Source organism: Bradyrhizobium sp. 21, assembly GCF_023073335.1.
In the GTDB taxonomy this organism is placed as follows: domain Bacteria; phylum Pseudomonadota; class Alphaproteobacteria; order Rhizobiales; family Xanthobacteraceae; genus Bradyrhizobium.
The window spans coordinates 171,499-197,924 of the sequence record NZ_JADPJG010000032.1 but is presented as its reverse complement, the minus strand read 5'-3'; the positions used below and the strand labels follow the sequence as shown (position 1 = coordinate 197,924).

24 protein-coding genes and 1 pseudogene are annotated in these 26,426 nt (G+C 65.2%); 17 read left to right on the top strand and 8 right to left on the bottom strand.

Annotation, left to right across the window (positions count from 1 at the left end; translation table 11 throughout):
* Window positions 1-26: 26 nt before the first annotated feature.
* The 9 genes from IVB31_RS26195 to IVB31_RS26155 all read left to right on the top strand — a co-directional run bounded on the left by IVB31_RS26195 (window position 27) and on the right by IVB31_RS26155 (window position 9,911).
* Window positions 27-1,040 carry a tripartite tricarboxylate transporter substrate-binding protein gene (locus tag IVB31_RS26195; protein ID WP_247329609.1) on the top strand — a complete coding sequence of 338 codons (1,014 nt, stop codon included), beginning with the start codon at window positions 27-29 and terminating at the stop codon, window positions 1,038-1,040.
* 147 nt (window positions 1,041-1,187) lie between these two features.
* Entirely contained in the window at window positions 1,188-2,840 is a 1,653-nt protein-coding gene (locus IVB31_RS26190) for an NAD-dependent malic enzyme (RefSeq protein ID WP_346730895.1), read from the top strand.
* A gap of 134 nt (window positions 2,841-2,974) precedes the next feature.
* A complete protein-coding gene (locus tag IVB31_RS26185) occupies window positions 2,975-3,367 on the top strand; it encodes a BlaI/MecI/CopY family transcriptional regulator (protein ID WP_247329606.1) in 393 nt (130 codons plus the stop codon).
* Window positions 3,364-5,883 (top strand): M56 family metallopeptidase, encoded by a 2,520-nt coding sequence (locus tag IVB31_RS26180; protein WP_247329603.1) that lies wholly within the window; start codon window positions 3,364-3,366, stop codon window positions 5,881-5,883. The genes IVB31_RS26185 and IVB31_RS26180 overlap by 4 nt, the downstream gene beginning before the upstream one ends.
* A 151-nt stretch (window positions 5,884-6,034) precedes the next feature.
* The gene (locus tag IVB31_RS26175; RefSeq protein WP_247329599.1) at window positions 6,035-7,504 is read left to right on the top strand and encodes a DUF1800 domain-containing protein; all 1,470 of its coding nucleotides are present in this window, start codon (window positions 6,035-6,037) and stop codon (window positions 7,502-7,504) included.
* A gap of 2 nt (window positions 7,505-7,506) precedes the next feature.
* The gene (locus IVB31_RS26170; protein ID WP_247329597.1) at window positions 7,507-8,757 is read left to right on the top strand and encodes a DUF1501 domain-containing protein; all 1,251 of its coding nucleotides are present in this window, start codon (window positions 7,507-7,509) and stop codon (window positions 8,755-8,757) included.
* Between the two features lie 30 nt (window positions 8,758-8,787).
* Window positions 8,788-8,955, top strand: coding sequence for a hypothetical protein (locus IVB31_RS26165; RefSeq protein WP_247329595.1), 168 nt, complete (start codon window positions 8,788-8,790; stop codon window positions 8,953-8,955).
* A gap of 153 nt (window positions 8,956-9,108) precedes the next feature.
* Window positions 9,109-9,627, top strand: a complete 519-nt coding sequence (locus IVB31_RS26160; RefSeq protein ID WP_247329593.1) for a septal ring lytic transglycosylase RlpA family protein — start codon at window positions 9,109-9,111, stop codon at window positions 9,625-9,627.
* Between the two features lie 128 nt (window positions 9,628-9,755).
* On the top strand, window positions 9,756-9,911 hold the full coding sequence (locus tag IVB31_RS26155) for a hypothetical protein (protein WP_247329591.1): 156 nt from the start codon (window positions 9,756-9,758) through the stop codon (window positions 9,909-9,911).
* Window positions 9,912-9,962: 51 nt separating this feature from the next.
* Here IVB31_RS26155 and IVB31_RS26150 read toward each other — a convergent pair whose 3' ends face one another.
* From IVB31_RS26150 to IVB31_RS26140, 3 genes are all read right to left on the bottom strand, one after another.
* Entirely contained in the window at window positions 9,963-10,268 is a 306-nt protein-coding gene (locus IVB31_RS26150) for a hypothetical protein (RefSeq protein WP_247329589.1), read from the bottom strand.
* A gap of 90 nt (window positions 10,269-10,358) precedes the next feature.
* The gene (locus tag IVB31_RS26145) at window positions 10,359-10,631 is read right to left on the bottom strand and encodes a hypothetical protein (RefSeq protein WP_247329586.1); all 273 of its coding nucleotides are present in this window, start codon (window positions 10,629-10,631) and stop codon (window positions 10,359-10,361) included.
* Window positions 10,632-10,760: 129 nt separating this feature from the next.
* Window positions 10,761-13,451: an alpha/beta hydrolase fold domain-containing protein gene (locus IVB31_RS26140; RefSeq protein ID WP_247329584.1), complete on the bottom strand. Its 2,691-nt coding sequence runs from the start codon at window positions 13,449-13,451 to the stop codon at window positions 10,761-10,763.
* Window positions 13,452-13,643: 192 nt separating this feature from the next.
* On the opposite strand from IVB31_RS26140, the gene IVB31_RS26135 reads away from it, so the two are divergent.
* Both IVB31_RS26135 and IVB31_RS26130 read left to right on the top strand, forming a co-directional pair.
* Window positions 13,644-13,892 (top strand): hypothetical protein, encoded by a 249-nt coding sequence (locus tag IVB31_RS26135; protein WP_247329582.1) that lies wholly within the window; start codon window positions 13,644-13,646, stop codon window positions 13,890-13,892.
* A 79-nt stretch (window positions 13,893-13,971) separates the two neighbouring features.
* Window positions 13,972-15,432 (top strand): carboxylesterase family protein, encoded by a 1,461-nt coding sequence (locus tag IVB31_RS26130; RefSeq protein ID WP_247329579.1) that lies wholly within the window; start codon window positions 13,972-13,974, stop codon window positions 15,430-15,432.
* Window positions 15,433-15,456: 24 nt separating this feature from the next.
* Here IVB31_RS26130 and IVB31_RS26125 read toward each other — a convergent pair whose 3' ends face one another.
* The gene (locus IVB31_RS26125) at window positions 15,457-15,636 is read right to left on the bottom strand and encodes a hypothetical protein (RefSeq protein WP_247329577.1); all 180 of its coding nucleotides are present in this window, start codon (window positions 15,634-15,636) and stop codon (window positions 15,457-15,459) included.
* Window positions 15,637-15,770: 134 nt separating this feature from the next.
* On the opposite strand from IVB31_RS26125, the gene IVB31_RS26120 reads away from it, so the two are divergent.
* Window positions 15,771-16,568 carry a class III extradiol ring-cleavage dioxygenase gene (locus IVB31_RS26120; RefSeq protein WP_247329575.1) on the top strand — a complete coding sequence of 266 codons (798 nt, stop codon included), beginning with the start codon at window positions 15,771-15,773 and terminating at the stop codon, window positions 16,566-16,568.
* Window positions 16,569-16,828: 260 nt separating this feature from the next.
* Here the strand turns inward: IVB31_RS26120 and IVB31_RS26115 are convergent, their stop codons facing one another.
* From IVB31_RS26115 to glgC, 3 genes are all read right to left on the bottom strand, one after another.
* The gene (locus IVB31_RS26115) at window positions 16,829-17,089 is read right to left on the bottom strand and encodes a SemiSWEET transporter (RefSeq protein WP_247329573.1); all 261 of its coding nucleotides are present in this window, start codon (window positions 17,087-17,089) and stop codon (window positions 16,829-16,831) included.
* Window positions 17,090-17,328: 239 nt separating this feature from the next.
* Window positions 17,329-18,783, bottom strand: a complete 1,455-nt coding sequence (glgA, locus tag IVB31_RS26110; RefSeq protein ID WP_247329571.1) for a glycogen synthase GlgA — start codon at window positions 18,781-18,783, stop codon at window positions 17,329-17,331.
* On the bottom strand, window positions 18,780-20,042 hold the full coding sequence (gene glgC, locus IVB31_RS26105; RefSeq protein ID WP_247329569.1) for a glucose-1-phosphate adenylyltransferase: 1,263 nt from the start codon (window positions 20,040-20,042) through the stop codon (window positions 18,780-18,782). Before glgC ends, glgA begins: the two co-directional genes overlap by 4 nt.
* Before the next feature lie 310 nt (window positions 20,043-20,352).
* Between glgC and IVB31_RS26100 the strand changes: the two genes are divergently transcribed.
* Window positions 20,353-20,811, top strand: coding sequence for a hypothetical protein (locus IVB31_RS26100; protein WP_247329567.1), 459 nt, complete (start codon window positions 20,353-20,355; stop codon window positions 20,809-20,811).
* Between the two features lie 131 nt (window positions 20,812-20,942).
* Here the strand turns inward: IVB31_RS26100 and IVB31_RS26095 are convergent.
* Window positions 20,943-21,922, bottom strand: a pseudogene (locus tag IVB31_RS26095) (ABC transporter substrate-binding protein).
* A gap of 420 nt (window positions 21,923-22,342) precedes the next feature.
* On the opposite strand from IVB31_RS26095, the gene IVB31_RS26090 reads away from it, so the two are divergent.
* From IVB31_RS26090 to IVB31_RS26075, 4 genes are read left to right on the top strand one after another with little or no spacing between them, the layout of a single operon-like run.
* Window positions 22,343-23,446, top strand: a complete 1,104-nt coding sequence (locus tag IVB31_RS26090; RefSeq protein WP_247329565.1) for an ABC transporter substrate-binding protein — start codon at window positions 22,343-22,345, stop codon at window positions 23,444-23,446.
* On the top strand, window positions 23,424-24,446 hold the full coding sequence (locus IVB31_RS26085; protein ID WP_247329562.1) for an ABC transporter permease subunit: 1,023 nt from the start codon (window positions 23,424-23,426) through the stop codon (window positions 24,444-24,446). Before IVB31_RS26090 ends, IVB31_RS26085 begins: the two co-directional genes overlap by 23 nt.
* Window positions 24,440-25,240: an ABC transporter ATP-binding protein gene (locus tag IVB31_RS26080; protein WP_247329560.1), complete on the top strand. Its 801-nt coding sequence runs from the start codon at window positions 24,440-24,442 to the stop codon at window positions 25,238-25,240. The genes IVB31_RS26085 and IVB31_RS26080 overlap by 7 nt, the downstream gene beginning before the upstream one ends.
* On the top strand, window positions 25,234-26,406 hold the full coding sequence (locus tag IVB31_RS26075) for an acyl-CoA dehydrogenase family protein (protein WP_247329558.1): 1,173 nt from the start codon (window positions 25,234-25,236) through the stop codon (window positions 26,404-26,406). The genes IVB31_RS26080 and IVB31_RS26075 overlap by 7 nt, the downstream gene beginning before the upstream one ends.
* Window positions 26,407-26,426 lie beyond the last annotated feature (20 nt).

Sequence of the window (26,426 nt, the reverse complement as noted above, 5' to 3'; positions counted from 1 at the left end):
GCGGTGAAAAAGCGCGGGAGAGATCGATGCGGGGGCTGTGGGCCGGATTGCGCGGCCATGTATTGCGCGGCCATGTGATGGTCGTCTGTGCCTTGATCGGAAGTGCAGCGTGGACTGCACCAGCAAGCGCCCAGCCCTTCCCATCGCGCCCCATCACCCTCGTGGTGCCGTTCGCGGCGGGCGGTCCGACCGACACGCTGGCGCGCATCCTGTCCGAACGCATCGCCGCCGAATTGCACACAACAATCGTGGTCGAAAATGTTGCGGGCGCCTCCGGCAGCATCGCCGGCGCCCGCGTCGCGCGTGCAACACCGGATGGCACGACGATCACGATCGGTCATTGGGGCACGCATGTGCTCAACGGTGCGATCTTCAAGCTGCCCTACGACGTCATCGCCGATTTCGAGCCGATCGCAATGGTCGCAATGGGGACGCAACTCATCGTCGGCCGGAAGTCGCTCGAGGCCAGCACTCTGAAAGAGATGATCGCCTGGCTGAAGGCCAACCCCGGCAAGGCGACGGCAGGCACAGCCGGCGCCGGCACAGGCGCCCACGTCGCCGGTGTCTTCTTCAAGGAGCGGACCAGCACCGACTTCCAGTTCGTGCCCTATCGCGGCGCTGGGCCCGCCATGATCGACCTCGTGGCCGGGCAGATCGACATCATGTTCGACCAGGCCTCGAACTCGCTGCCGCAATACAGGAACGGCGCGATCAAGGCGTTCGCGGTGACGTCGCCGACGCGGCTCGCTTCTGCGCCCGACATCCCGACCGTCGACGAAGCGGGCCTGCCCGGTCTCTACATTTCCTACTGGCACGGCATCTGGGCACCGAAGAACACGCCGAAGGAGATCGTCACAAAGCTCAACGCAGCCATCGTCGCCGTGCTGGCCGACGCTTCCGTCAAGCAGCGTTTTGGCGAACTGGGGCAGGAGATTCCTCCGCCCGACCAGCAGTCGCCCGCGGCGCTCGGAGCCTTCCAGAAGGCCGAGACGGAGAAATGGTGGCCGATCGTGAAGGCCGCCGACATCAAGCCTGAGTAGCTTCGCGACGTTAACCTATCGTCGCGCGCGAAAATCTCGCTGCGGTGCGAGATCACAATCCGCACCCGAGTTTTCTGCGTCCTTGATCTCAGGGGAGCGCTGGCCGACAATGCTTGCCGTTCAATAAGAAAATCCCTGGGGGAATTCGTGAATAGACCTGCTCGGGTCAGCGCCCATTCGACATCGTCCGATTCCTCGCACGGCATGGCGCTGTTGCGCGATCCCTTGCTCAATAAGGGGACAGCTTTCACCGAACAGGAGCGCGACTCGCTCGGCCTGCGCGGCCTGCTGCCGCCTTGCGTGCTGACGATGGCGACGCAGGTGGAGCGCGTGCTCACCAATCTGCGCACACTGCCGACCGATCTCGAGAAATACGTCGCGCTGAACGCGCTGCACGACCGCAACGAGGCGCTGTTCTTCCGCGTCATCGTCGACAATATCGACGAGATCCAGCCGATTATCTACACGCCGACGGTCGGGCTCGCCTGCCAGAAATACGGCCTGATCTACCAGCGGCCGCGCGGCATGTTCATCTCCTCGCGCGATCGCGGCCAGATCGCCGACATCCTGAAGAACTGGCCCAATCCCGCAAAACTCATCGTCGTGACCGACGGCGAGCGCATCCTCGGCCTCGGCGACCTCGGTGCCAACGGCATGGGCATTCCGGTCGGAAAGCTCTCGCTCTATTCGGCCTGTGCCGGTGTGCATCCCGAGCACTGCCTGCCGATCGTGCTCGACGTCGGCACCAACAACGAAGAGCTGCTGAAAGACCCGTATTATCTCGGCTTGCGCGAGCGGCGGCTCACGGGCGAGGCCTATGACAGCTTCGTCGACGAGTTCATGGTCGCCGCGCGAAAGACCTTTCCGGGTGTGCTGATCCAGTTCGAGGATTTCGCCAATCATTCGGCGTTCAAGCTGCTGCACAAATATCGCGACGAGGCCTGCGTCTTCAACGACGACATCCAGGGCACGGCGGCGGTGGCGCTCGCCGGCCTGTTCTCGGCGCTGCGCGTCAACGGCGGCAAGCTCAGGGATCAGCGCATCCTGTTTCTTGGAGCCGGCGAGGCCGCGACCGGCATCGCCGATCTCGTGACGTCCGCCATGATGGCGGAGGGCGCCTCCGAGGCGGAAGCGCTCCGCCGCAACTGGCTGGTGGATTCCCGCGGCCTCGTCGTCGGCGGCCGTGAAGGCCTGTCCGGCCACAAGCTCCGTTATGCCCATGCCGACCAGGCGCCGATCGCCGACTTCCTCACCGCGATCAAGACGCTGAAGCCGACGGCGATCATCGGTGTCGCCGCGGTCGGCGGCGCCTTCACGCCCACCGTGCTCAAGACGATGGCCAAGCTCAACGAGCAGCCGATCGTGTTCGCGCTCTCCAATCCGACCTCGAAGGCCGAATGCTCGGCGGAGGACGCCTACCGCTATACCGAGGGCCGCGCGCTGTTTGCCTGCGGCAGCCCCTATGACCCGGTGAAGCTCAACGGCCGCACCTTCGTGCCGCGCCAGGGCAACAACTCCTACATCTTCCCCGGTGTCGGCCTCGGCGTCATCGCCAGCCGCTCAAAGCTGGTGACGGACGAGATGTTCATGGCGGCCGCCCATACGCTCGCCGATTGCGTGGGCAAAGACGATCTTGCGCAGGGCAGCCTCTATCCGGCGCTGCCGCGCATCCGCGAGGTCTCGGTCCGCATCGCTGCCGCCGTCGCCGACGTCGCCTATCAGCGTGGGCTCGCGGACGGACCCGCGCCCAACGACGTCAAGGGCCTGGTCCAGTCCCAGATGTACGAGCCGCATTACTGAGCCAAAGGCTCCGGCCGGCCGGGGTTAGGTCAATACTGCGATGCCATTTCAGGTGGAATCGCCGTTGTGCCTCGCGGCCGTATATGCGACATTCTGTAGCGCTACAAGAAACTCAATCCGCAAGGTCAGACACCATGGACGATCGCTTGCCCGACCTGGGCGACCTCGAGCATGAGGTCATGCAATTGGTTTGGGCCCATGGTCCCGTCACGGCTGAAATCGTGCGCGAACGGCTATCACGTCGTCTGAAGGAATCCACGGTCCGCACCGTGCTGCGCCGGCTCGAGGAAAAGGGCTATGCTAACCACACGGTGGACGGACGTACCTATGTCTACCACGCTGCCGAAGAGCGCTCACGCGTTGCGGCCAAGGCGGTCCAGCGGATCGTCGACTGGTTCTGCAACGGCTCGATGGAAGAAGTCCTCGTCGGCATGGTGGACAATGCGATGCTCGACCAGCAGCAATTGCGAACGCTGGCCGACCAGGTGGCCAAGGCGAAGAAGGCGAGGGGAGTGAAGAAAGAATGATCGCAACTCTGGCGGAGGCGGCACTGCGCTCCCTTGTGCTGGGAGGCGTCGTCTGGTTCGGTCTCAATTTGTTTCGCGTGCGCAATCCGCACGTCCACATGACGGCGTGGGTCGTCGTGCTGCTGGCGTCGCTGGCGATGCCTTTCGTCATGCATTGGCCGACGCTCACGATCACGCGGTTGCCTCTGCCGGTGTCCATGCCGGACGATTTTCTGCCGGCCGACATGTCGATGCTGGAGACGCCGCAGCCGGTCTTGCCGACCGCGCCCGGCGCGGCCATTGCGCCGCCGGCGAAGAGCGGGCTCTCGATCAATTGGTGGCTGGTCGCCACCATCGTCTATGCCAGCGTCGCTGGCTTGTTGCTGCTGCGGCTCACGATCGGTCTCTGCTTGACCTGGCGTCTGGCCCATGCGGCAAAGCCGATGCAGGGCCCGCAGATGATCGACGCCGATGTGCGTGTCAGTCGCGACGTCGGTGGTCCCGTCACATTCGGCTCGACCATTCTGGTGCCGCCGCAATTTTCCGGCTGGGACGCGAAAAAGCGCCTCGCGGTGCTCGCGCATGAGGGCGCGCATGTCGCCAACCGCGATTTCTACGTTCTGTTGCTCGCTTCTCTCAACCGCGCGGTGTTCTGGTTCAGCCCGTTCTCGTGGTGGCAGCTCGCGCGTCTTGCCGAACTCGCCGAGATCATCAGCGACGCAGAGGCGATCGAGGTGATCGACGACCGGCTGTCCTATGCGGAAATCCTGCTCGAGTTTGCGAGCATCGTACAGCCGCGACCGGTCGAGCTTGCAATGGCGCGGGCCTCGACCGTACGCGCTCGTGTCGAGCGCATCATCGCGGCGGCCGCCATGCCCGTCGCGGTCGGTTGGCGCAAGCGGCTGTGGATTGCGGCCGCGATCGCACCGGTCGTGATCGTGTCCGCCGGCATGATCGCCTATCGCACTCCGGATCCGGCGCCTCTCGCCGCGGATACCGGAGAGGTGCCGGCCCAGCATTACCGTCCCTTCGTCAATTTCTACGCCATGGGTCCGGCCTCCGTGTTCGCCATTTTCCGCGAGGGCGATGATCTCTACGGTCAGCTCACCGGGCAGCGTAGATTGCGTCTGACGGTCGGCACTGATGGGACGGCATCCTACGCGGCCTCGTCCGGCGAGATCACGTTCCCGCTCGATGCGGAGCGTCGCTCCTCCGAGCTGACGCTGCATATGAATGGCCGCGACGTGCGCGCGGTCCGCGTTGCCGAGATGCCGACTGCGACTGCCGATCAGGCATCGCTCGATCAATATGTTGGCTGGTACAGGGTCGCGCCGAACCGCGTGCTCACCGTGCGGCGCGACGGCGATCGGCTTCAGGTGCGGGAGACCGTGCAAGGCCGGGCCACGCTTCTCGCCGAAGGCGCGGATGTCTTCTCGATCCATGGCGACAATCTCCTGATCTTCCTGCGCGACGGGCAAGCCAACGTCTCGCGCGTTCTGGTCCAGAACGCGGTCTTCGGCGCGCGCCTCGCGCCGCGGGTGGATGCCGCGGTGGCGCAGGCGATCGAAGCCGATTTCGCTCGCCGGGTCGCGGAAGTTCCGGATCGATTCCGGGAGCAGGTCCCGATGGCCGGCGGCAAGGAGATGATCTTGCACGGGATCGAGGACCTGCGCCGCGGCACGCCGAATTACGATCGCATGAGCGCGCCGCTGGCTGCCAAGATCCACCGTCAGCTCAATGAAACGCAGGCGACATTCGTGGCCCTGGGCGGGGTGGAATCGATCTTCTTCCGCGGTGTCGGCCCCGGCGGCTACGACATCTACGGCGCGAAGTTCGAGAACGGCACCGCCGAATTCCGCCTTCTGCTCGAGCCCGACGGCAAGGTTGGCGACGTGATCTTCCGGGCCGACGGTAATGACGAACTCGGAGGCATCGTGCCTTGCTCGGAGGAGGCCGGCGTGCGTGGCCGCGCGGGCACCTCGCCGATCAGGATCCTGGTCTATAACGAGATGGGCGACGACATCCAGGTCTTCAATCTCGACGCCGACGGCAATCGCAGGATGCAGAGCGTTGTCAGGCCCAACGCGACCTGGGCCTCCACGACCTCCGTGAACAATCCCTGGGTGATTGCCGACAAGGCGGGGCGATGCCTGGAGGTACTGATGCCGGGCCGGCAGACGCGCTTCCACAATGTCGAGGCCTCGAACCTCGGCGTCCGTCCGGGGCGCGCGGCGCGCCGCGCGGTTCCGATCGCCAATGGCGAGGAGATGCTGCGCCGCTATATCGAAGGCGTCGGCAAGGGGCAGCCTGACTACGATCGCATGACGCCGGAAGTGGCCGATATCACGCGTCAGCAGCTTCCGTTCGATCAAGCGATCCTGACGCGATTGGGCACGTTACGCGCGGTCTCGTTCCGCGGTGTCACCGCGCTCGACAGCGACATCTATGTCGCCCAATTCGCCAACGGCTCGGCGGAATGGCGCATCGGCGTCAGGAACGGCACGATCACCAAGATCGCGCTCGGACCAAATTTCTAGGATCGTTGCGGCCGCCCGTCCATCGCGCCGGATGGAGATGCTTCAATCTCCGCTTGCGGGGGTGGATTCTAAGTGCTACGTTATGTAGCATTACGGTTCGTAGCCTCGCGCGGCCTGATGCCGGCAGGCTCGAAAGAATTGGGCGTTCGCCATGAGCAATTCTGCAAAGGCCGAGGCCGTGCTGGCGCTGCATCGTTTCGGGATGGGGCCGCGACCGGGATCGATTGCGGCTATCGGGACTGACCCGCGTGGTGCGCTGATCGCCGAGCTCGACCGGCCGCTGACGCTGACCGCCGCTGCCAATCTTCCTTCCAGCGCAAAGGCGTATCGAACCGTCGCCGATGCCAATGCACGGCGAACGGCGCGCGCCAAGCAGGCGCAGCAGCAGGCCAAGAAGCAGCAGATGGCTGCGGCGCCGGTCATGTCCGAAGACCAAGCGCAGACGCAGGGACAAACGCAAGGTCAGGGGCAGGAGAAGGATGCCGCCGAGATGGCGGCCAAGCAGGCGGCCGACGCCATTCCCGACCCCGGCCGTCCGATCTACTTGCAGGAAGCCAAGCTGCGCACGGAAGCCGCGCTTGCCGCCGATATCGGCTTTGCCGAGCGGCTGGTGTGGTTCTGGTCCAATCATTTCTGCATCTCGGCCAACCGGATCCAGAGCATGTCCGGCGCCTATGAGCGTGAAGCCGTTCGCGCCAATGCGCTCGGCCGCTTTGTCGATCTCTTGCTGGCGGCCGAGGGGCACCCGGCGATGCTGTTCTATCTCGACAATCTGGAATCGATGGGCGCGAACTCGACCGCAGGCATCAACCGCAGCCGCGGCCTCAACGAGAACATTGCGCGCGAGATCATGGAGCTGCATACGCTCGGCGTGCGCACCGGCTACACCCAGGACGACGTCATCAGCTTTGCCAACGTCCTGACCGGCTGGACGCTGGTGCCGCCGGGCGCCGATCCCGAGCATGGCGGCCAGTTCATCTTCAATCCACGGCTCCACGAGCCAGGCGGACAGACCGTGCTCGGCAAGCGCTACGAACAGGAAGATGCCGAGCAGGGCCGCGCGGTGCTGCGCGACCTCGCCGCGCATCCGGCGACCGCGACCCATGTCGCGACCAAGCTCGCGCGCCATTTTGTTTTGGACGTGCCGCCGCCGGCACTGGTCGAGCAGATGGCAAAGACCTTTCGCGATACCGAAGGCGATCTCAAGCAGGTCGCGATCGCGATGGTGTCGTCGGACGAGGCGTGGCGCGCGCCGCCGTCAAAACTCAAGCGTCCGGGCGAATGGGTTGTCGGCATGGCGCGCGCGACGGGCATCACGATCGTCGATCCCGTGCGCTTCACCGGTGGCCAGGAACTGCTGGGCGAGCCGCTGTGGCGTCCGTCCGCGCCAAAAGGCTATCCGGATGACGAGGCGAGCTGGATCGACGGTGTCGGCCGGCGGCTCGACGTCGCCAATAATTTTGCCGAGCGCATCACCGGCATGGCCGATCCGCAAGTGATCATCGAGGACCTCTTCGCGTCCGAGATCGCCCCCGAGGTGAAGCAGGCGGTCGGCCGTGCCGAGAGCCGGCAGCAGGCACTGGCGCTGCTGTTCATGTCGGCGGATTTTCAGAGGAGGTGAGCATGGGCGTCGTCAACCATTTGCCCACGCGGCGCGAGCTTCTCGTCGGTTCGAGTGCGCTGTTCGCATGGAGCCAGATGCCCAGGATCGCGCGCGCCGAAGGGCGCGATCCGCGGCTGCTGGTCATCGTGCTGCGCGGTGCGCTCGATGGGCTCGGTGCGGTCGCACCGGTCGGCGATCCCGACTGGCTCTCGTTGCGCGGCGATCGCGCGCTGGTGCTGGACGGCAAGACGCCGGCGCTGCCGCTCGACGCCTTCTTCGCGCTCAATCCGGCGATGCCGAACCTGCATCGGCTCTACAAGGGCGGCAAGGCCGCGATCGTCCATGCCATCGCGACGCCCTATCGCGAGCGCTCGCATTTCGACGGCCAGGACGTGCTGGAAAGCGGGCTGGTCAAGCCAGGCATGACCAGCTCGGGATGGCTCAACCGCGCGCTGCTCGCGCTGGAATCGGGCGGGCGTGTCGATCCGCGCGGCAGCCGCGCGCTCGGCATCGGCTCGGTGACGCCTTTGGTGGTGCGCGGCTCGGCGCCCGTCATGACATGGGTGCCGCAGAAATTGTTGCCGGCGAGCGAGGACACGCAGAACCGCCTGCTCGATCTCTACCAGCACACCGATCCGAAGCTCGCGACCGTGCTCCAGGCGCGGATGAAGCTCGCTTCGCTCGGCGGCGCGCCTGGCACGGGCGATGCGATGTCGGACGATCCGACATTGATGCCGCCCGGCATTGCGCGTGTCCGCGCTTACTTCGCCGAAGCGGCCGGCACCGCCGCGCGCTATCTCGCCAAGCCCGACGGTCCGCGTGTCGGCGCCATGGGCTTCGTCGGCTGGGACACGCACATCGCCGAAGGCGCGGCTTCGGGCCAGCTGTACAATCTGCTCGGCGCACTCGATGGCGCATTCGCCGCGATCGAGAGCAACATGGGTGCGGCGTGGCAGGAGACGGTGGTCGCCGTGGTCACCGAGTTCGGACGCACCGCGCGCATCAACGGCACGCAGGGCACGGATCACGGCACCGGCACAGTTGCCTTCCTCATCGGCGGCGCGCTCACCGGCGGCCGCGTGATTGCGGACTGGCCGGGCCTGAAGCCGGCGCAGCTGTTCGAGGATCGCGACCTCAAGCCGACCACGGATCTTCGCGCGGTGCTGAAGGGCCTGCTGCGAGATCATCTGAGGGTCGAGGAGAGGGTGCTTGCCGATGCGGTCTTCCCCGGCAGCGCCGACGTCAAACCGATGGGAGGCCTCGTCGGCTGACGGCGCGGCCCTCGCAACCGGATCGGGTCCATGATGTGCACATTGACACAACGGGAGCTCGACTTTCTCGCCAGCCTGAAAACCGGCTGGCGGCGGCTCTATCGCCACGAGCTGATGCGGCTCCTGAAGGGTAACGCCGAGCCAGCCGAGGATCAGACCGGCCCGCCGCCGATCGCCTGGCGCGTCGTCTCGGGTTGATGTCTTCGCGGGGCTGTCTCGATTCAGGACACGCCACTGTGGTGGAATCGTCACAGCTCAACGCGAAACGGCCGCGGCCCTAACCCCGCTTTCCTTCAGCCAAGGTTCTGCCCTCATTGCCCACCGAAACTCTGGCCGTTCGGAGGGCGCATCATGTCTTGCTTTGCACGTGCCGAAACTGCCCGGATTTCGCTGGCAACCTCGAGCCGGTTGTTCCTCGCCATCATCGGTGCCGCATCGCTCGCCGCGTGTGCGCAGTCGCCGGTCGGTCGCCAGAAGGCCGATCTGGCCGGCACCAGCCGGCAGGCCACGGTCGAGCGTCCGCACAGGATGGCGGCACTGCATCCGCGGCCGATCAGCCGGGTGCGAATTCCCGACGGCGACGCGAAGCAGAGCGTCTCGCACGGCGTCGCCAGCTTCTATTCGGATACGGAGACCGCGAGCGGTGAGAGGTTCGACAAGAACGAGTTGACCGCGGCCCATCCCTCGCTGCCGTTCGGCACAAAGCTGCGTGTCACCGATGTCTCCTCGGGTCGCTTCGTGACCGTCAGGATCAACGATCGCGGGCCCTATGTTCGCGGACGCGTGGTCGACATCTCTCCCTCCGCGGCCGAGGCGCTCGGCATGGTCGACAAGGGTGTCACCAATGTCCGGCTCGACGTGGTGCAATAAAGCGCGATTGTCATCGATCCGAGACGCCGTGCTTAACCGGCTGTTAGCCGCCTCTCGCGCACGATGGATACCCAACAATTCGGGACTCCAAATCGGGGCTCCAGATCGGGACTCTTTGGGGGCGGCGTTTGAACACGATCCAGTATCTTGAAGATCAGGCCGCTCGCGCCGAGCGGCTAGCCAAACGGATCACGGATACATTGACGATCGAAAAGCTCCTGACCTTCGCAGGCGAACGCCGACGCGAGATCGAGGTCATCGCCGGCAAGTGCCGACGCGTCTGATTCCCGTAATCCATGCACTGAACGCATTCGTTCTCGTTGCACGATACGCGATCAGCTGTGGCTCTCGACGAAGTCGCTGAGATAGTCGGGCAGCGTCACGCCGTCGATGTCACAGCGTGCCTGGATTTCGCCCGCGATCTCGGTCGAAATATCCTTCATCCAGTGCTCGAGCGTATTGAACGAGATGACCTTGACGGGATCGTTGAAGCAGCCGGCGACCAGCTCGCCGATCGTGGCGTCGAGATCACTTCGCTCGATGCGGAGTTCAGTCGCCTCGTCGAGGCGATCGATCACCACGAAAAGGGTCTGGTCGGCGCCATATGGCACGACCGAGGATGGTACGTCGGCTTCACGCATGTGAGGCACTCACGCCTTTGCTTCCGATCACCCACTAACGGGAAAAACCGGAAGAAGGTTCCTGCGCTCAGCCGGTGCCTTTGCGGGGCATCAGAGAAATTCTCTCAAGCGCGATAGCTCTATGACGTGCTCGGGTGAGAGAATGTCCGTCACCAGCGGCGGCTGCGCCGCCGTGCGGATCTCATAGAGATGCCTGGTCGCCGCCGGCTTCTCCATGAACGCCGCGATGCATGCGTCAAGCGTGCCCTCGCTGACCTGATAGGAATCCCTGTCCGGCAGCCGCTGGTTCGCAAGCGATGGCCATTTATACAGCGCCGCAAGCATACCAAAATCGACCTTCGAATCTCCAGCCACGTCCCCCATCGTCCCGTCTCACGCAAAAGAACCCCAGCACGCTAGCTTGCGTGCCGGGGCCTACACCAATCGCTCATCTCAATGCCACAAGCACCCAACGCAATGACCGGGACATTGTTCCGGGCCAATCGTTCGCTGTCAGCTCGCGGCTGCCGCGATCCTGTGCCCCGGGCTGGTGTGGCCCTGGCCGGTGTCATCGCCGCGGCTGACCTCCGGCGGAAGCCCGGCAAAGCGCCGCAAGGCCTCGGCCATCTGCACCCGGCCGGAGACCCCGGTGATCACCACGTCCACCATCGCAAAGGACGAGTGGAAATGACCGCGGGCCTTGAGTTGCTCGACCGGGACGCCGGCAGCGGCAAGCGCCTCCGCATAGGCGATACCCTCGTCGCGCAGCGGATCGAACTCGCAGGTGACGACGAAGGCCGGCGGCAACCCTGAGACCTTGCCGCGCAGCGGCGAGGCGCGCGGATCGGAGCGGTCGGCCGGCGAGCAGTAGAGGTCCCAGAACCAGTACATCAGCGAGCGGGTCAGGAAATAGCCGGTCGCATTGTCGTTGTAGGAGGGACGATCGAAGGTGCAGTCGGTGACCGGACACACCAGCAGCTGGCCGGCGATCTCCGGGCCGCCGCGATCGCGCGCAAGCTGACAGGTGACGGCCGCGATGTTGCCGCCGGCACTCCAGCCTGCGACCAGCACCGGGCCCGGCTTGCCGCCGAGCTCGGCAGCGTGCTCGGCGATCCAGCGCGTCGCCGCATAGCCGTCTTCGGCTGCGGTCGGGAAACGATGCTCGGGCGCATGACGATAGCCGACGCTGACGAGCATCATGCCGGTCCGCCGCACCATGTCGCGGCAGAACGGCTCGTCCGACTGCTCGTCGCCGAGCACCCAGCCGCCGCCGTGGAAATAGACCACGACCTGATGCGGCCCCGGCGCTGCGGGCTTGTAGATACGATAAGGCAGCGGGCCGTCGGTGCCTGATAGCGTGCCGTCGACGATGTCGCCGATCGGCCGTCCTGCCGGGCGGCCCTTGTTGAATTCGTTGACGAAGGCGCACGCGCCTTGCGCGCCCATCGACTCGATCGGCGGGAGGTTCAGCGATGCGAGCAGGTTCAGCACGAGCCGCACATCCGGCTGCAGCCGCACCACCTCGCCGTCATTGCATTGTGCGGCGATATCGGGGCCGGTGAGCTTGAAGCCGAGCATGCCGCGGCTGACGACCTCGTCGCAGATGCTGCGATAGGGGCCGACGCCACCGGTGTAAGGCATCAGGCCCTGCACCTTGCCGGGTACGTTGGCGCCCGTGTACCAGGTGTTGGCGAGGCGGTGTAGCGTCACCATCGAGCAGTCGGTCATGTGCCGGCCCCAGCCGGCCTGCGCCGTCTCCGTCGGCTCGATCGTGGTGAAGCCGGCGTCGCGCAGCGCCGCGAGGCGGTCGACGACCCAATCGACATGCTGCTCGATCGACACCGCCATGTTCGACAGCACCGACGGGCTGCCGGGACCGGTGATCATGAAGAAGTTCGGGAAGCCTTCAACAGCGAGCCCGAGATAGGTCTGCGGCCCCTGCGCCCAGACGTCGGTGAGCGACTTGCCGCCGCGACCGGTGATCGGATGCACGGCGCGGATCGCGCCGGTCATGGCGTCGAAGCCGGTCGCGAACACGATGACGTCGGCGTCGAAATTGCGCTTGCCGGTCGTGATGCCGCTTGCGGTGATCGCCTTGATCGGCTCCTGGCGCAGATTGACCAGCGTGACGTTCGGCCGGTTGTAGGTCGCGTAATAGTTGGTGTCGAGGCAGGGGCGCTTGGCGCCGAAGGGATGATCGTGCGGCATCAGCGCCGCCGCCGTCTCCGGGTCCTTCACGGCCGCGGAAATCTTCTCGCGGATGAGTTCGCCGATCAGCGCATTGCCGTCAAAGTCGACGCCTTGGTCGGCCCAGAGCTGAGTCAGGATATGGACGAGGTCGCCGGCGGCCCAGGCGCGTTCGAACCGCTCGCGGCGCTCGGCATCGCTCAGCTGCCAGCTTACCACCGTCTGTTGCGGATAGGGCACGCCGGTCATCGACTGGCGCGCCTGCTCGCGATAGGCGGCGCGGTCGCTTTCGAAGAAGGTCCTGCGATCCTCGGGCGCCGGACCGTTACCCGCGGGCAGCGCGAAGTTCGGCGTGCGCTGGAACACGGTCAGGTGGGCAGCCTGCTCGGCGATCAGCGGGATTGACTGGATCGCGGATGAGCCCGTGCCGATCACGGCGACACGCTTGCCGGCGAGGTCGACGCCGTCATGGGGCCAGCGGCCGGTGAAATAGACCTTGCCTTCGAAATCCTTGACGCCGTCGATCTCTGGCGGCTTTGGCGCGGAGAGGCAGCCGGTGGCCATGATGTAGTGGCGGCAGGAGACCGGCGCGCCATTGTCGGTGGAGAGCTGCCAGCGCTCGGTCGCCTCGTCCCATTTGGCTTCGGTCACCTTGGTCTTGAAGCGGATATCGCGGCGCAATCCGTAGCGGTCGGCGACGAAACCGAGATAGCGCAGGATCTCGGGCTGGGTTGCGTATTTCTCCGACCAGGTCCACGCCTTGTCGAGTTCCGGATCGAAGGTGTAGCTGTAGTCGATGCTCTGGATGTCGCAGCGGGCGCCCGGATAGCGGTTCCAGTACCAGGTGCCGCCGACATCCCCGGCTTCGTCGAGACCGACGGCCGAGAGGCCGGCCTTGCGCAGCCGGTGGAGAAGATAGAGGCCGGCAAATCCGGCTCCGACCACGGCAACATCGACTTGCTGGGCTGTTCCACTCGCCGCTTTGGTGTCACGCGCGGCGACCACTGCGTCAGGCATGGTATTCCTCCCGTGTATTTTGTTTTGCCGGCAGGCTAGCGCTGCAGGCCCGGCTTGTCATCAGAACAAGTGCAATCTTCGGTAGTCGGTTTTGCGCCGTCATCGTGGCGGCGCGAAGCTTGCTCCATTGCACGCATCGCGATGCACAATGGCCGTGATTGCCCGGACTAATCATGTACGATCCGTCTGTGTATGCTTGCGGTTACAAGCCACGCGTACCGGCCGGGCGTCATGACAGAGTTGAGTGAGCGAACCAAAGCCAACATGGACGTCGTCCTGGAGGAGACGTGCCGCCAACTGCCGCATGGCGGCGATCACGACAGCCGCAGGTTCATCGCCGAGCGCCTGATCGAGGCGGCGCAGTCCGGTCACTCCACGCTCGGCGAGCTCGGCATCATCGCGCGGCGTGCGCTGGCGGAGATCATTGCCAAGGGGAGCTAGGCGCGGCTGCAACGCTTGCCTCGCAGTGGATCCCGGACATAACCTGCTCAGACCTTTCCGCGCATCGAGATCCCCCGAGATGCGGTCCGTACTTGCGCTCATTGCGGCTTCTGTCGTCCTCTGTTTCGCCGGCTCGGCTATGGCCCAGCCGGTCGGCCAGTTTCCGTTTGCGCTGACGCGCGAAGGACAGATGCTTGGCGCCGTCGAAGGCGAGGTGGCGTCGTTCAAGGGGCTCGCCTACGCGGCGCCGCCGGTCGGACCTCTGCGCTGGCGTCCGCCGCAGGTAACGGCCGAGAGTTCGGAGATGCGCACCGCCTATGAATACGGCGCGCCGTGCCTTCAGCCGTCGCTTCCGGGCGCGAGCGAGGATTGCCTTACACTGAACGTGTTCCGTCCCTTCGGGGTCGACGGCCCGCTGCCGGTGATGGTGTTCGTCCATGGCGGCGCTTTCGTCGGCGGCGCGGCCAACGACCCGCTGTTCGATGGTGCCAGGCTGACGCAGGCCGGCGTCATTGTGGTGACCGTGAATTTTCGCCTCGGCGCGCTTGGCTGGCTCACTGATCCCGTGCTCTCGGAAGGCGGCTCCGGCAATTACGGCCTGATGGACCAGATCGCCGCTCTGCATTGGGTGCACGACAACATCGCGGCGTTCGGCGGCGATCCGAACAACGTCACCCTCTTCGGCCGCGATGCTGGCGCGACCTCGATCGCGCTCCTGATGCTGTCGGCGCAATCGTGCGATCTCTTTCAAAAGGCCATTCTGCAATCCGTCCCCGGCCGTTCGCGCCTGCGCTCGGCGCAAGAGGCCGACATTGTGGGCCGGCAATTCGTGGCGGCGCTCGGGCGGCAGGCTGATTTGCGCGCCGTCGAGCCGCGAAGCCTGCTTGCCGCCGAAAAACATCTGCTGGCAAAATCGCCACGCAGCTTTGCGCCGATGTTCGACGGAAGTCTGGTGAGCGAGGAGGTCGCCGCTGGCTTCGCGGCCGGACATGAGAGCCGCATTCCCCTCATCATAGGCTCCAACGACGACGAGACGGGCTTCGACAGCGAACTCGATATCAGGGAGGAACTGGCATCGTCGGGCACCACGAGCGATGAATTGCGCACGCTCTATCCCGATCTCGTCAGACCTTCGGACCGTGCGGCAAGGTTTTATACCGACAAGGTCTTCTCCGAACCGGTGAGACTGCTGGCGCGCCTGCACGCCACAAGCGGCGCGCCGACCTTCCGCTATCGCTTCGCCTATGTGCCGGAAGCACGGCGCGCGAACCCCGAGGGCGGTCACGGGCGGGAATTGCAGTTCATCTTCGGTGTGGAAGGCGTGCTAGGTGCAGGCATCCTGTCACGCGGTGATCGCGAGGTCGCAAGCCGCATGCGCGCCTACTGGATCAACTTCGCCAAGAGCGGAGATCCCAATGGTCCGAGTCTGCCGTATTGGGAGGCGGCTGCGGGCAGCGATCGCCTGCTGCTGATCACGAACGATCGTATCGCGAGCGGAGACGACCCCTGGTCGGAGCGCCTCGATCGGCTCGGGCGCTAGCTTGGGCGTTAGGATGAGTTGGATCTAAGCCGCGAGCTCGACGCGCGGCGCCGGGCTCAGCCGGTCTTCCTCGAGATAGTCCATCGCGCCATCCCTTTCGACGGCGTAGAACTGCTGGCCTTCCCTGGATCTGTAGGCAGCGCGCACGACGCCGCGGCGGCCCTTGTCACTGTTGACGACGTCCCCCAGCGCAAACTTCTTCATCTCACGTCTCGCTTGTCTTCTGGCCGACTCCTTCGGCCATGGCTGGGATTTTGGGCGGCAAATCGTTAACGTCTTGCTAACCATACCGGTTTGCCTATGCTCACACGCGCATGTTGCCAAATGAGACGAGCCCGATGACGCGATTGCCGACCCTGTTCCTGTCGCATGGTGGCGGACCCTGGCCGTTCATGGAGGACCGGCGGGTGCAATATGCGAAGACCGCCGAGGAGTTCGGCCGGTTGCCGCAACTCCTGCCCGCGAAGCCCAAGGCCGTGCTCGTCATATCAGGACATTGGGAGGCCGACGCCTTCACCGTGTCGACCTCGGCGCATCCGCCGATGGTGTATGATTATTACGGTTTCCCCGAGCACACCTATCACCTCAAATATCCGGCGCCGGGTCAGCCCGAACTCGCCGCGGAGGTGAAGGCACTGCTCACGCGCAACGGCCTCGATTGCCGGGAGGACCCCAATCAGGGTTTTGATCACGGCACCTTCGTGCCGCTCGGCCTGATGTATCCGAACGCCGACATGCCGATCGTGCTGCTGTCGCTGAGATCGAGCTATGATGCGGCCGAGCACATCAAGGTCGGGCAGGCGATCGCTTCGCTCCGGGACGAAGGCATTCTCATCGTCGGCAGCGGGCTCACCTATCACAACATGCGCGGGTTCGGGCGTGCCGAGTCCAAGCCCGTGTCGTATGATTTCGAGGCCTATCTGAACGAGGCGATCAGCAATCCGGACGCGGCGCGCCGCAACGCGATGCTGGTTGACTGGGAGAACGCCCCGAATGCGCGCCTGGCCCATCCGCGCGAAGATCATCTGCTGCCGCTGATGGTGGCGGCCGGCGCCGCCGGTAGCGACGCGGGCAAACGCGTCTTCGTCGACGAGGTCGCGCACGTTGCGATGGCGTCGTATGTGTTCGGAGGCTGATCGTCTCCCTCTCCCCGCGTCGGCACGGCTATCGCATATGACCTTTCGGCGCGGCCTGAGCGCACGCCTCGCCCTTCGAGACGACCGCTCCGCGGTCTCCTCAGGATGAGGCTAATCGGCATCTGCACCCGTTGAAACCGTTGCCACGCATTCCATCCTCATCCTGAGGAGCCCGCCTAAAGCGGGCGTCTCGAAGGATGGCCGCTAGAACCGTTCTCAAATGCGATTGCCCTGTCGCACAGGGCGCAAGGTGAAGAGCCTCACCCGTACTTCAGCTTCATGAACAGGATGCCGCCGGCGAGCACCATGGTGACGGCGTTGGCGGCGACCAGCGGGGCGTCGCCGGAGAGCAGGCCGTAGACGAGCCAGAGTGCGAGGCCCAGCACCATGATGAGAAACATGCCGAGCGAGATGTCGCGTGCCGAGCGCGTCTTCCAGACCTTGATGACCTGCGGCGCGTAGGCGATGGTGGTGCAGGTGGCGGCGGCAAAGCCGATCAGCTTGATCGCGAAGGGGTCCATGCCGGCTCTATAGCATGGATTCGATGATGGTGATGGTCTGGGGCGGCGATCCAGGCGACAGTCTGTGCGCGCGCCTCGTCCTTCGAGACGGCGCTTACGCGCCTCCTCAGGATGAGGCTAAGCAGCACCCGGGCTGTCGAAATTTTTGCCACGTACTCCGCCCTCATCCTGACGAGCCCGCGGCGCGGGCGTCTCGAAGGATGGATCGCAGGAACGCTATTCAACGCGACAGGCTCCCCTCAGGCGCGCGCTGTCAAAAGATCGCGATAGAGCGCGGCATAGTCGCCGGCGCGATTGCGCCAGGACACATCGGTGGCAAGTCCGCTCAGTTGCAGCCGCCGCCAGGTCAGCTTGTCGTGGAAGGCAGTGTTGGCCTTGCGCAGCGTGCTGGCGAGGGCATCCGCGGTGACGGGCGCGAACTTGAAGCCCGTGGCGTCGCGGTCCGACCTATCAGCCTCGCCGATATCGACGATGGTATCCTCGAGGCCTCCGACGCGCGAGACAATCGGGATGGCGCCGTAGCGCAGCGCGCAGAGCTGGGTCAGGCCGCATGGTTCGAAGCGCGACGGAACGATGAGGGCGTCCGAGCCGGCCTGGATCAGATGCGCCATGATCTCGTCGTAACCGATCACGACTCCGACCCGGCCCGGGTTCGCGCGGGCGGCAGCCTGATAGCCATCCTGGAGATCACGGTCGCCGCTGCCGAGCAGCGCGAGCTGCATGCCTTCGCTCAAGATGGTCGGAATCGCCTCGAGCAGCAGATCGAGCCCCTTCTGCCAGGACAGGCGGCTGATGACGCCGAGCAATGGCGCCTCGTCCGAGGAATCGAGATTGAATTGTTGCTGGAGCACGGCCTTGTTCGCGGCCCGGAACGTCAGGTCCTCCGCGCCGAAGCGGTAGGCGATGTGCGGATCGGCTTGCGGATTCCACACCTCGATGTCGATGCCGTTGAGGATTCCACTCAGCACGTTCGCACGGGAGCGGAGCAAGCCGCCGAACCCCATGCCGCCCTCGTCGGTCTGGATCTCCTGCGCATAGGTTGGCGAAACCGTGGTGATGCGGTCGGCGAATTGCAGCCCTGCCTTCAAAAAGCTGATGCCGCCGAAATATTCGAGCTCGTCGACACCCAGGGCGTGCCAAGGCAGGCCGATCGAGCGGATCAGCTCAGGCGCGAACTTGCCCTGATAGGCCATGTTGTGGATGGTCATCACGGTGCCGGGCCGTGGTCGGCCGTCATAGTGCAGATAGGCCGGCGCCAGCCCTGCCTGCCAGTCATGGGCGTGCACGATTTCGGGAACGAAGGCCGGCACGAGACCGTGGCCGATATCGGCGGCGATGCGCGCCAGCGCCGCGAAGCGCACGCCATTGTCCGGCCAGTCGAGGCCCTCGGCGGTGACGTAGGGGTTACCCGGCCGCGCATAGAGATGCGGCACGTCGAGCACGAACAGATCGAGCCCGTCATGCGAGCCCGCGAGCAGGCGTCCGGGGCCGCCGAAATAATCCGGCCAGCGCCGGATTTCGTCGGCTCCGCCGAGCAGTCGCATCACGTCGGGATAGCCCGGCATCAGCGTGCGCATCTCGACGCCATGCGCCTTCAGCGCAATCGGCAGCGCGCCCGCGACGTCCGCGAGGCCTCCGGTCTTGACGATGGGATAGACTTCGGAGGCGACCGCGAGGACGCGAACAGGCATCATGTATTGAGCCTGTCGAGCATCGGCTGGGTGATGAGCGAAATACCCTGCTCGGTGGTGCGGAAGCGTTTTGCATCCAGCTCTGGATCGTCGCCGACGACGAGCCCTTCCGGAATCTCGACACCGCGGTCGATCACGACGTTCTTCAGTCGCGCACCACGGCCGATATTCACGTACGGCATGATCACCGCGTTCTCGACATTGGCGTAGGAGTTGACGCGCACCCCCGTGAACAACAGCGAGCGGCGCAGCGAGGCGCCGGAGATGATGCAGCCGCCCGAGACCAGCGAGCTCACGGCTTGGCCGCGCCGGCTTTCCTCGTCGTGGACGAATTTCGCCGGTGGCGTGATCTCCGAGTAAGACCAGATCGGCCAGGCGCTGTCGAACAGATCGAGTTCCGGCACCACGTCGGTGAGGTCGATATTGGCGGCCCAATAGGCGTCGACCGTGCCGACATCGCGCCAATAGGCGCGGGGGTCGCTGCCGGAACGGACGCAGGAAGTCGAGTATTGGTGCGCCATGGCGCGGCCGTTCTTGACCAGATAGGGGATGATGTCCTTGCCGAAATCGTGGTTCGAATTCGGGTCCTCGGCGTCGCGCTTGAGCTCGTCGAACAGGAATTTCGCATCGAACACGTAGATGCCCATGCTGGCGAGCGAGACGTCCGGCTTGCCCGGCATCGGCGGCGGATCTTTCGGCTTTTCCAGGAACGACTTGATCCAGCCGTTCTCGTCGATATGCATGATGCCGAAGCCGGAAGACTCTTCGCGCGGCATTTCGAGGCAGCCGACCGTGACGTCGGCGCCGCTGTCGACATGCTGGCGCAGCATCACCTCGTAGTCCATCTTGTAGATATGGTCGCCGGCCAGCACCACGATGAAACGGCAGGCGTGCGACTCGATGATGTCGATGTTCTGGTAGACCGCGTCGGCCGTGCCGACATACCACATGCTCTCCGACACGCGCTGACTGGCCGGGAGGATGTCAAAACTCTCGTTGCGCTCGGGGCGGAAGAAGTTCCAGCCCATCTGAAGGTGCCGGATCAGGCTGTGGGCCTTGTACTGGGTGGCAACCGCGATGCGGCGGATGCCGGAATTCACCGCGTTCGACAGCGCGAAATCGATGATGCGGGATTTCCCGCCGAAATAGACTGCGGGTTTGGCGCGCCGGTCGGTCAGCTCCAGGAGCCGGCTGCCGCGCCCGCCCGCCAGGACAAACGCCAGCGCCTGACGGGCAAGCGGCTCGGGTCTCGCGGCACTCATAGTCATCCTCCCACAACTCTGGCGCTCGCGAGAAGCCTCCCGCCCGCGCACATTGGAACCGATAGTAATGGCACGAATAGTCAATCGGGAAGGTGGTTGTTGGTTGCGAATGTGCGGGAAGCTTAATGCTTCGCCGTGATCTGCAGCCCCCGGCTGCATCGCGCAATGTCCTGACGACAATTCAGGCATGCCTTTGTGCGGTGCACGCAATTGGAGGCGCGACTTTCGGAGGCTTTGACTTGGCGCAAAGATGCCCGATCATGCGCCCGCGATCCTTTTCCGAGCGAGACGTCAAACAGGGAGTGAGGCGATGAGTATCTGGAAAATGACAATTGCCTGTTCGCTGGCTGGTGCGGTGATGGCCGGCCAGGTGGAGCAGGCGGCGGCGGCCCCGCTGCCGACCAATGTCGCAACCATGAAGGCCGCGGCCGGCGATGATGTCACACAGGTGTATTGGCGCGGCCGAGGCTTCGGATGGGGTCTCGGAGGCCTTGCGGCCGGCGCGATCATCGGCGGTGCCATCGCCAGCAGTGCGCCTTATGGCTATGGATATGGCGGCGGCCCGTACTATGGCGTCGGCTATGGATATCCGGGGCCGGGCTACGGTTATGGTTATGCGCCGGCCTATTACGGCTACGGGCCGAGCTACGGGTATGGCGGCTACTACGCGCGTCCCCGCTACTACGGTTACCGGGCCTATCGTCCCTCTTACGGGCCTCGCTACGGCTACTATCGGCCGTACCGCGCCTATCACCGCGGATATTGGTGAGCGCTCGCGCGGCTCAAGCTAAAGCGAGAGCCACACGATCAGGCTCATGCAGGCGAGATGCGCGAGCACGATCGCGGCGAGATGCAGCGGGCCGGCCTTGAGGCTACGCCTGCGCATCCCGCCGCCTCCGTCTAGTTCGATCCCGCGGCCGCAGCGGTGAAGCTGCGGTCGACAGCTTTGCTGACGTCGAGCGTCTTCGGAAGAATGCCGTAGCGCGTCGAGCGATCGGACGCTTTCTGCACCTCCTTCACCACGTTTTCGTCGATCACGATCGGGCTGGTGCGCTGCGCGGTATAGGCCGAGAGCAACACCTCCTCCGGGAGCTTCGTGAGCTCGGCTGTGCTCTTGGCATATTCACCGAGGTGGTCCAGCGACCACAGCCGTGCCTTGTTCAGCCGCTGCACGAGGTCCTGCACCGCCGCGCGCTTGGTGGCGATGGCGCTGTCGGAGGCGACGACGAAGGTGATGGTGGGCGTGAGGCCTTCGCCGTCCGCGATCACGCGGGCCTTGTCCTTCAGCGTCGCGAACGAGACGTAGGGTTCCCACACCGCCCAGGCGTCGATCGAGCCCGCGATCAGCGCGATCTTGGCATCGACCGGGCCGAGCGGCGCGAAGGTCGCGTCCTCGAGCTTGATCTGGGCCTTCTCCAGCGTGGCGTCGATCAGGAACTGGCCCCAGCCGCCGCGCGTGCCGGCAAGGCGTTTCCCTTGAGCTCGGCGGCCGATTTGATCGGCGAATCCTGGCGCACGAGGATGGCTTGCGTCTTCGCATCCGATCTGGTGCCGCCGATCGCCTTGATCGGCGCGCCGGCCGCGTAGACCGAAAGGAACGAGAGATCGCCGGTATAGCCGACGTCGAGCGCGCCGGCGTTGAGCGCCTCCAGGATCGGAGCGGCGGCGGGGAATTCCGACCACTCGATTTTGTACGGAAGATCCTTCGCGTAGCCCGAGATCTCGAGCAGCGAGCGATTGCCGCCCTTCTGGTCGCCGACGCGCAGCACGACGGTGTCGGCCGCGAATGACGCCGCGGCCGTCGACAGAGTGATGGCGGCGGCAACCAGCAATGCGGCGAGCCGGCGGGTGACGAAGTGATCGAGGGAGTTGATGCTCATGTGGCCTGTCTTGTTTGATCTGTCTTGTTGCCTGGCCCACGACGCGTGAGCGAGCGATGCAGTGAGATGGTCGAGTCTATGATTGCGCGATGCGCAGTCAATGAAATGGCCATCCGTATTGCGGCTACGCGAGACAAGGATGTTGCAACGAAACGCTGCTTTCGAGAACGTGCTCATCGGCTGAAATCCTTTCATCGTCCCCGTACCCGCCGATGGAGAGAATGACTTCGCCTCGCGCTACATTCGAAATTCCATTTCATTGACGATGCCGCGAGCGCGCCGCATGATTTGCGCATCGCATCGACGCGGCGTGGGAAGCGCCGGCGAAAGATTTTCTCTCGACGTAGCTCCGCACGGAACGTGCGCAACGCAAACCGTTGTGCAGACCGCGGAGCCGTGCCAGCGCAGGAGTGGGAACGGATGAGCGACGACGACAAGCACGGCGGATGGCGGCTGGACCGGCGCCATTTGCTCCAGGCGGGCCTCGCGGCGGCATTCGCCGCGCCGCTCGGCGCGTTGGGCGCGCAGGCTTTCGCGCCGCGCGGGATTGCGGCGCCCGGCGTCGACTTCTCCGAGTTTCCGCTGTGCCGGACGACCTCCGACGCGTCCCCGCTCACCGGCGCGCCGCGCAAGCTGAAGCTGTCGTGGAACGCCGGCGCGGTCTGCCTTGCCCCGGTGCCGGTCGCCATCGAGCACGGCTTCTTCCAGAAGCACAATCTCGACGTCGAGCTCATCAACTATTCCGGCTCGACCGACCAGTTGCTCGAAGCGATTGCGACCGGAAAGAGCGATGCCGGTCTCGGCATGGCGCTGCGCTGGCTGAAGCCGCTGGAGCAGGGCTTTGACGTCAAGATCGCCGCCGGCACCCATGGCGCCTGCATGCGCGTCCTGACCCGCGCCGACTCCAGCGTGAGCAAGCTCGCCGATCTCAAGGGCAAGATCGTCGCGGTCGGCGATCTCGGCGGCCCCGACAAGAATTTCTTCTCGGTCCAGCTCGCCAAGCTCGGAATCGATCCCAACAAGGACGTCGACTGGCGCGCCTATCCCGGCAACCTGCTCAATGTGGCCGTCGAGAAGGGCGAGGTGCAGGCCTTCCTGTCCTCCGACCCGCTCGGCTATCTCTGGCTCAAGGACAGCCAGTACAAGGAGGTCGCCTCCAATCTCGACGGCGAATATCGCGACAAGAGCTGCTGCATCCTCGGCCTGCGCGGCAGCCTCGTGCGGGAGGAGCCGCAAGTCGCACGCGCCCTCACGCAGGCGCTGCTCGATGCCGCGATGTTCACGGCGCAGAATCCGATCGTGACGGCGAAGTCGTTCCAGCCCTACGCACCGAAGACGGCATCGCTCGCCGATATCGAGGGCATGGTGCGTTACCACACCCACCACCATCATCCCGTCGGCGAGGTGCTGAAGCGCGAGCTGAAAGCCTATGCCGACGATCTCAAGAGCGTGCAGGTCTTCAAGCAGAGCACCGACACGGCCAAATTTGCGGAGCGCATCTATGTCGACGTATTCGCTGTCTGACGGCCTTGCATCCGGCCCGCCGCGCGTTGCGCGCGCGCCGCTGCTCGCGAGCTGGGTCCGTGAATCCGGGGTCGGCATTCTCGCCAGCGTCGCGTGGATCGCCTTCGGCCTGTCCTGCCTGTGGTGGGAGGATGTCGGCGATTGGTCGCGGACGCATTCGCTCGGCATTGCCGCGCTCGTCATCGCGGCGATCGCGCTGTTCGGAACCGTCGGCGCCGACTATCTCGGCTCCGCAGGCCGCGGCTTGCGCCAGCGGGCGCCCTGGCTCGTCGCGCTCGGCGCGTTCCTGACGCTGTGGGAAGTCGCCACCGCGAAATTCGCCTGGCTGCCATTGCCGTTCTTCCCGCCGCCGCAATCGATCATCGAGGTCTATACCGACGATCTGCCAAAGCTGCTCGATAGCGTGTTCGCTTCGGTCAAGCTCCAATTGGGCGGCTATCTGATCGGCGCGACGGTCGGCTTCCTGACCGGCGTCTCGATCGGCTGGTCGCGCGCGGTCGGCTATTGGGTGCATCCGGTGCTGCGCTTCATCGGCCCGCTGCCGGCGACCGCTTGGCTGCCGATCGCCTTCTTCACCTTCCCGTCGAGCTGGAGCGCCTCGACCTTCCTGATCGCACTGGCGACGGGCTTTCCCGTCACCGTGCTGACCTGGTCGGGCGTGGCAAGCGTCAGCAATGCCTATTACGACGTCGCGCGGACGTTGGGGGCAAAGCCGTCCTTCCTGGTGCTGAAGGTCGCGATCCCCGCGGCGTTGCCGCACGTTTTCGTCGGCCTGTTCATGGGGCTCGGCTCGTCCTTTGCCGTGCTGGTCGTCGCCGAGATGATCGGCGTCAAGGCCGGGCTCGGCTGGTACCTGCAATGGGCGCAGGGCTGGGCCGCCTACGCCAACATGTATGCGGCGCTGATCGTGACGTCGCTGCTCTGCTCCGGCGCGATCACGCTGCTGTTTTCGATCCGCGACCGCCTGCTGGTCTGGCAGAAGGGGACCGTCAAATGGTAGCCGCAACTGCACTGGCCGAAATCGACGCTCACCCGGCCGCTGGCGCGGCGCTCGACATCGAGCAGGTCAGCCACGCCTTCGACATCGACAGTGCCGAGCTGCCGGTGCTCAGCGACGTCAGCATCTCCGTCGAGCCTGGCGAGTTCGTTGCGCTGCTCGGCCCCTCCGGCTGCGGCAAGTCGACCTTGCTGCGTCTCGTTGCCGGCCTGGACAAGCCGCGGTCCGGAACGCTGCGCGAGGACGAGGCGCGCATCACCCGGCCGCATCCTTCCCGCGTGGTCGTGTTCCAGGATCCGACCCTGTTTCCCTGGCGCACGGTCTGGGACAATGTCGCGCTCGGGCTGGAGGCGCAGGGCGTTTTGAAGAGCCAGCGTCACTGCGTCGACGCCGCGCTCGATCTCGTCGGGTTGTCGGACTTCCGCACCGCCTATCCGCACCAGCTTTCTGGCGGAATGGCGCAGCGCGTCGCGTTGGCGCGTGCGCTGGTCAACGATCCCAAGATCCTCATCCTCGACGAGCCGCTCGGCAAGCTCGACTCGCTGACCCGCATCAGCATGCAGGCCGAGCTCGTCTCGCTCTGGCAACGCAAGGGTTTTACCACGCTGCTGGTGACGCACGACGCCGAGGAAGCGCTGGTGCTGGCCAACCGCGTCATCGTGTTCAGCGACCGGCCGGCACGGGTCAAGGCCGACATCCGCGTCGACCGGCCCTATCCGCGCCACCGCGGCGATCCTTATCTGGCCGATCTGCGCCGCCAAATTCTTGGCTTGTTGGGGTTGGACGCGACATGGTGATATCCGCAGCCCAGGGCCGGACGGCCCATAGCGAACCCGACTACATCGCACGCGCCGAGGCATTGGCCGAAGGCTTTGCCGCGCGTGCGGCGGAACATGACCGCACCAGCAGCTTCCCCTTCGAGAATTTTCGCGAACTCTCCGAGGCGGGCTTGCTGTCGCTGGCGGTGCCGGCGGTTCATGGTGGGGCGGGTGCGGGCGCACGGTACACCGCGCGCGTCCTCGGCGTCATCGGCAAGGCCGATCCATCGACCGCGCTGGTGCTGTCGATGCACTACATCAACCATCTGGTGATGGCGCGGAGCCCGACCTGGCCGGCCCGGCTGTCGCGCAAGCTCGCGCGCGAGAGTGTCGAGGGCCTTGCGCTGATCAATGCGCTGCGTGTCGAGCCGGAGCTCGGCTCGCCTGCGCGTGGCGGCTTGCCGGCGACGATCGCACGGCGCACCGAGACCGGCTGGCGCCTGACCGGCCACAAGATCTATTCGACGGGTTCGCCGATCCTGAAATGGTATCTGGTCTGGGCGCGGACGGACGAAGCCGAGCCGCGGGTCGGACAGTTCCTGGTACCGGCCGGCCTGTCGGGCACGCGCATCGTCGAGACCTGGGATCATCACGGCTTGCGTGCCAGCGGCAGCCACGACGTCATCTTCGACGACGTCGTCATTCCGCTGGATTCCGAGGTCGATGTCCGCAAGCCTGCGGAGTGGCGCGCGCCCGACGTTGCGCAGGCGACCGTTCACACCGTCTTCGTTGCCGCGATCTACGACGGTGTCGCGCGAGCTGCGCGCGACTGGCTGGTCGCGTTCCTGAAGCAGCGCGTGCCCGCCAGCCTCGGCGCGCCGCTGGCGACTTTGCCGCGCGCGCAGGAGATCGTCGGCGCCATCGAGGCCCGTCTCGCAGTCAATGCGCGGCTGCTTGCTTCCTTCGCCGGGGATTTCGACGATGGCGTCGAGCTGTCCCCGGGGGAATCCAACGTCATCAAGCTGACCGTCACCAACAATGCCGTTGCCGTGGTCGAGGACGCGCTGTCGCTCACCGGCAATCACGGCCTCTCCCGCACCAATCCGCTGGAGCGGCACTATCGCGATGTCCTGTGCGGCAGGGTGCACACGCCGCAGGACGATTCCACGCGCACCAGCCTCGGCCGTGCCGCATTGGGACTTTAGGTTTCCGCCAAATCATCAGG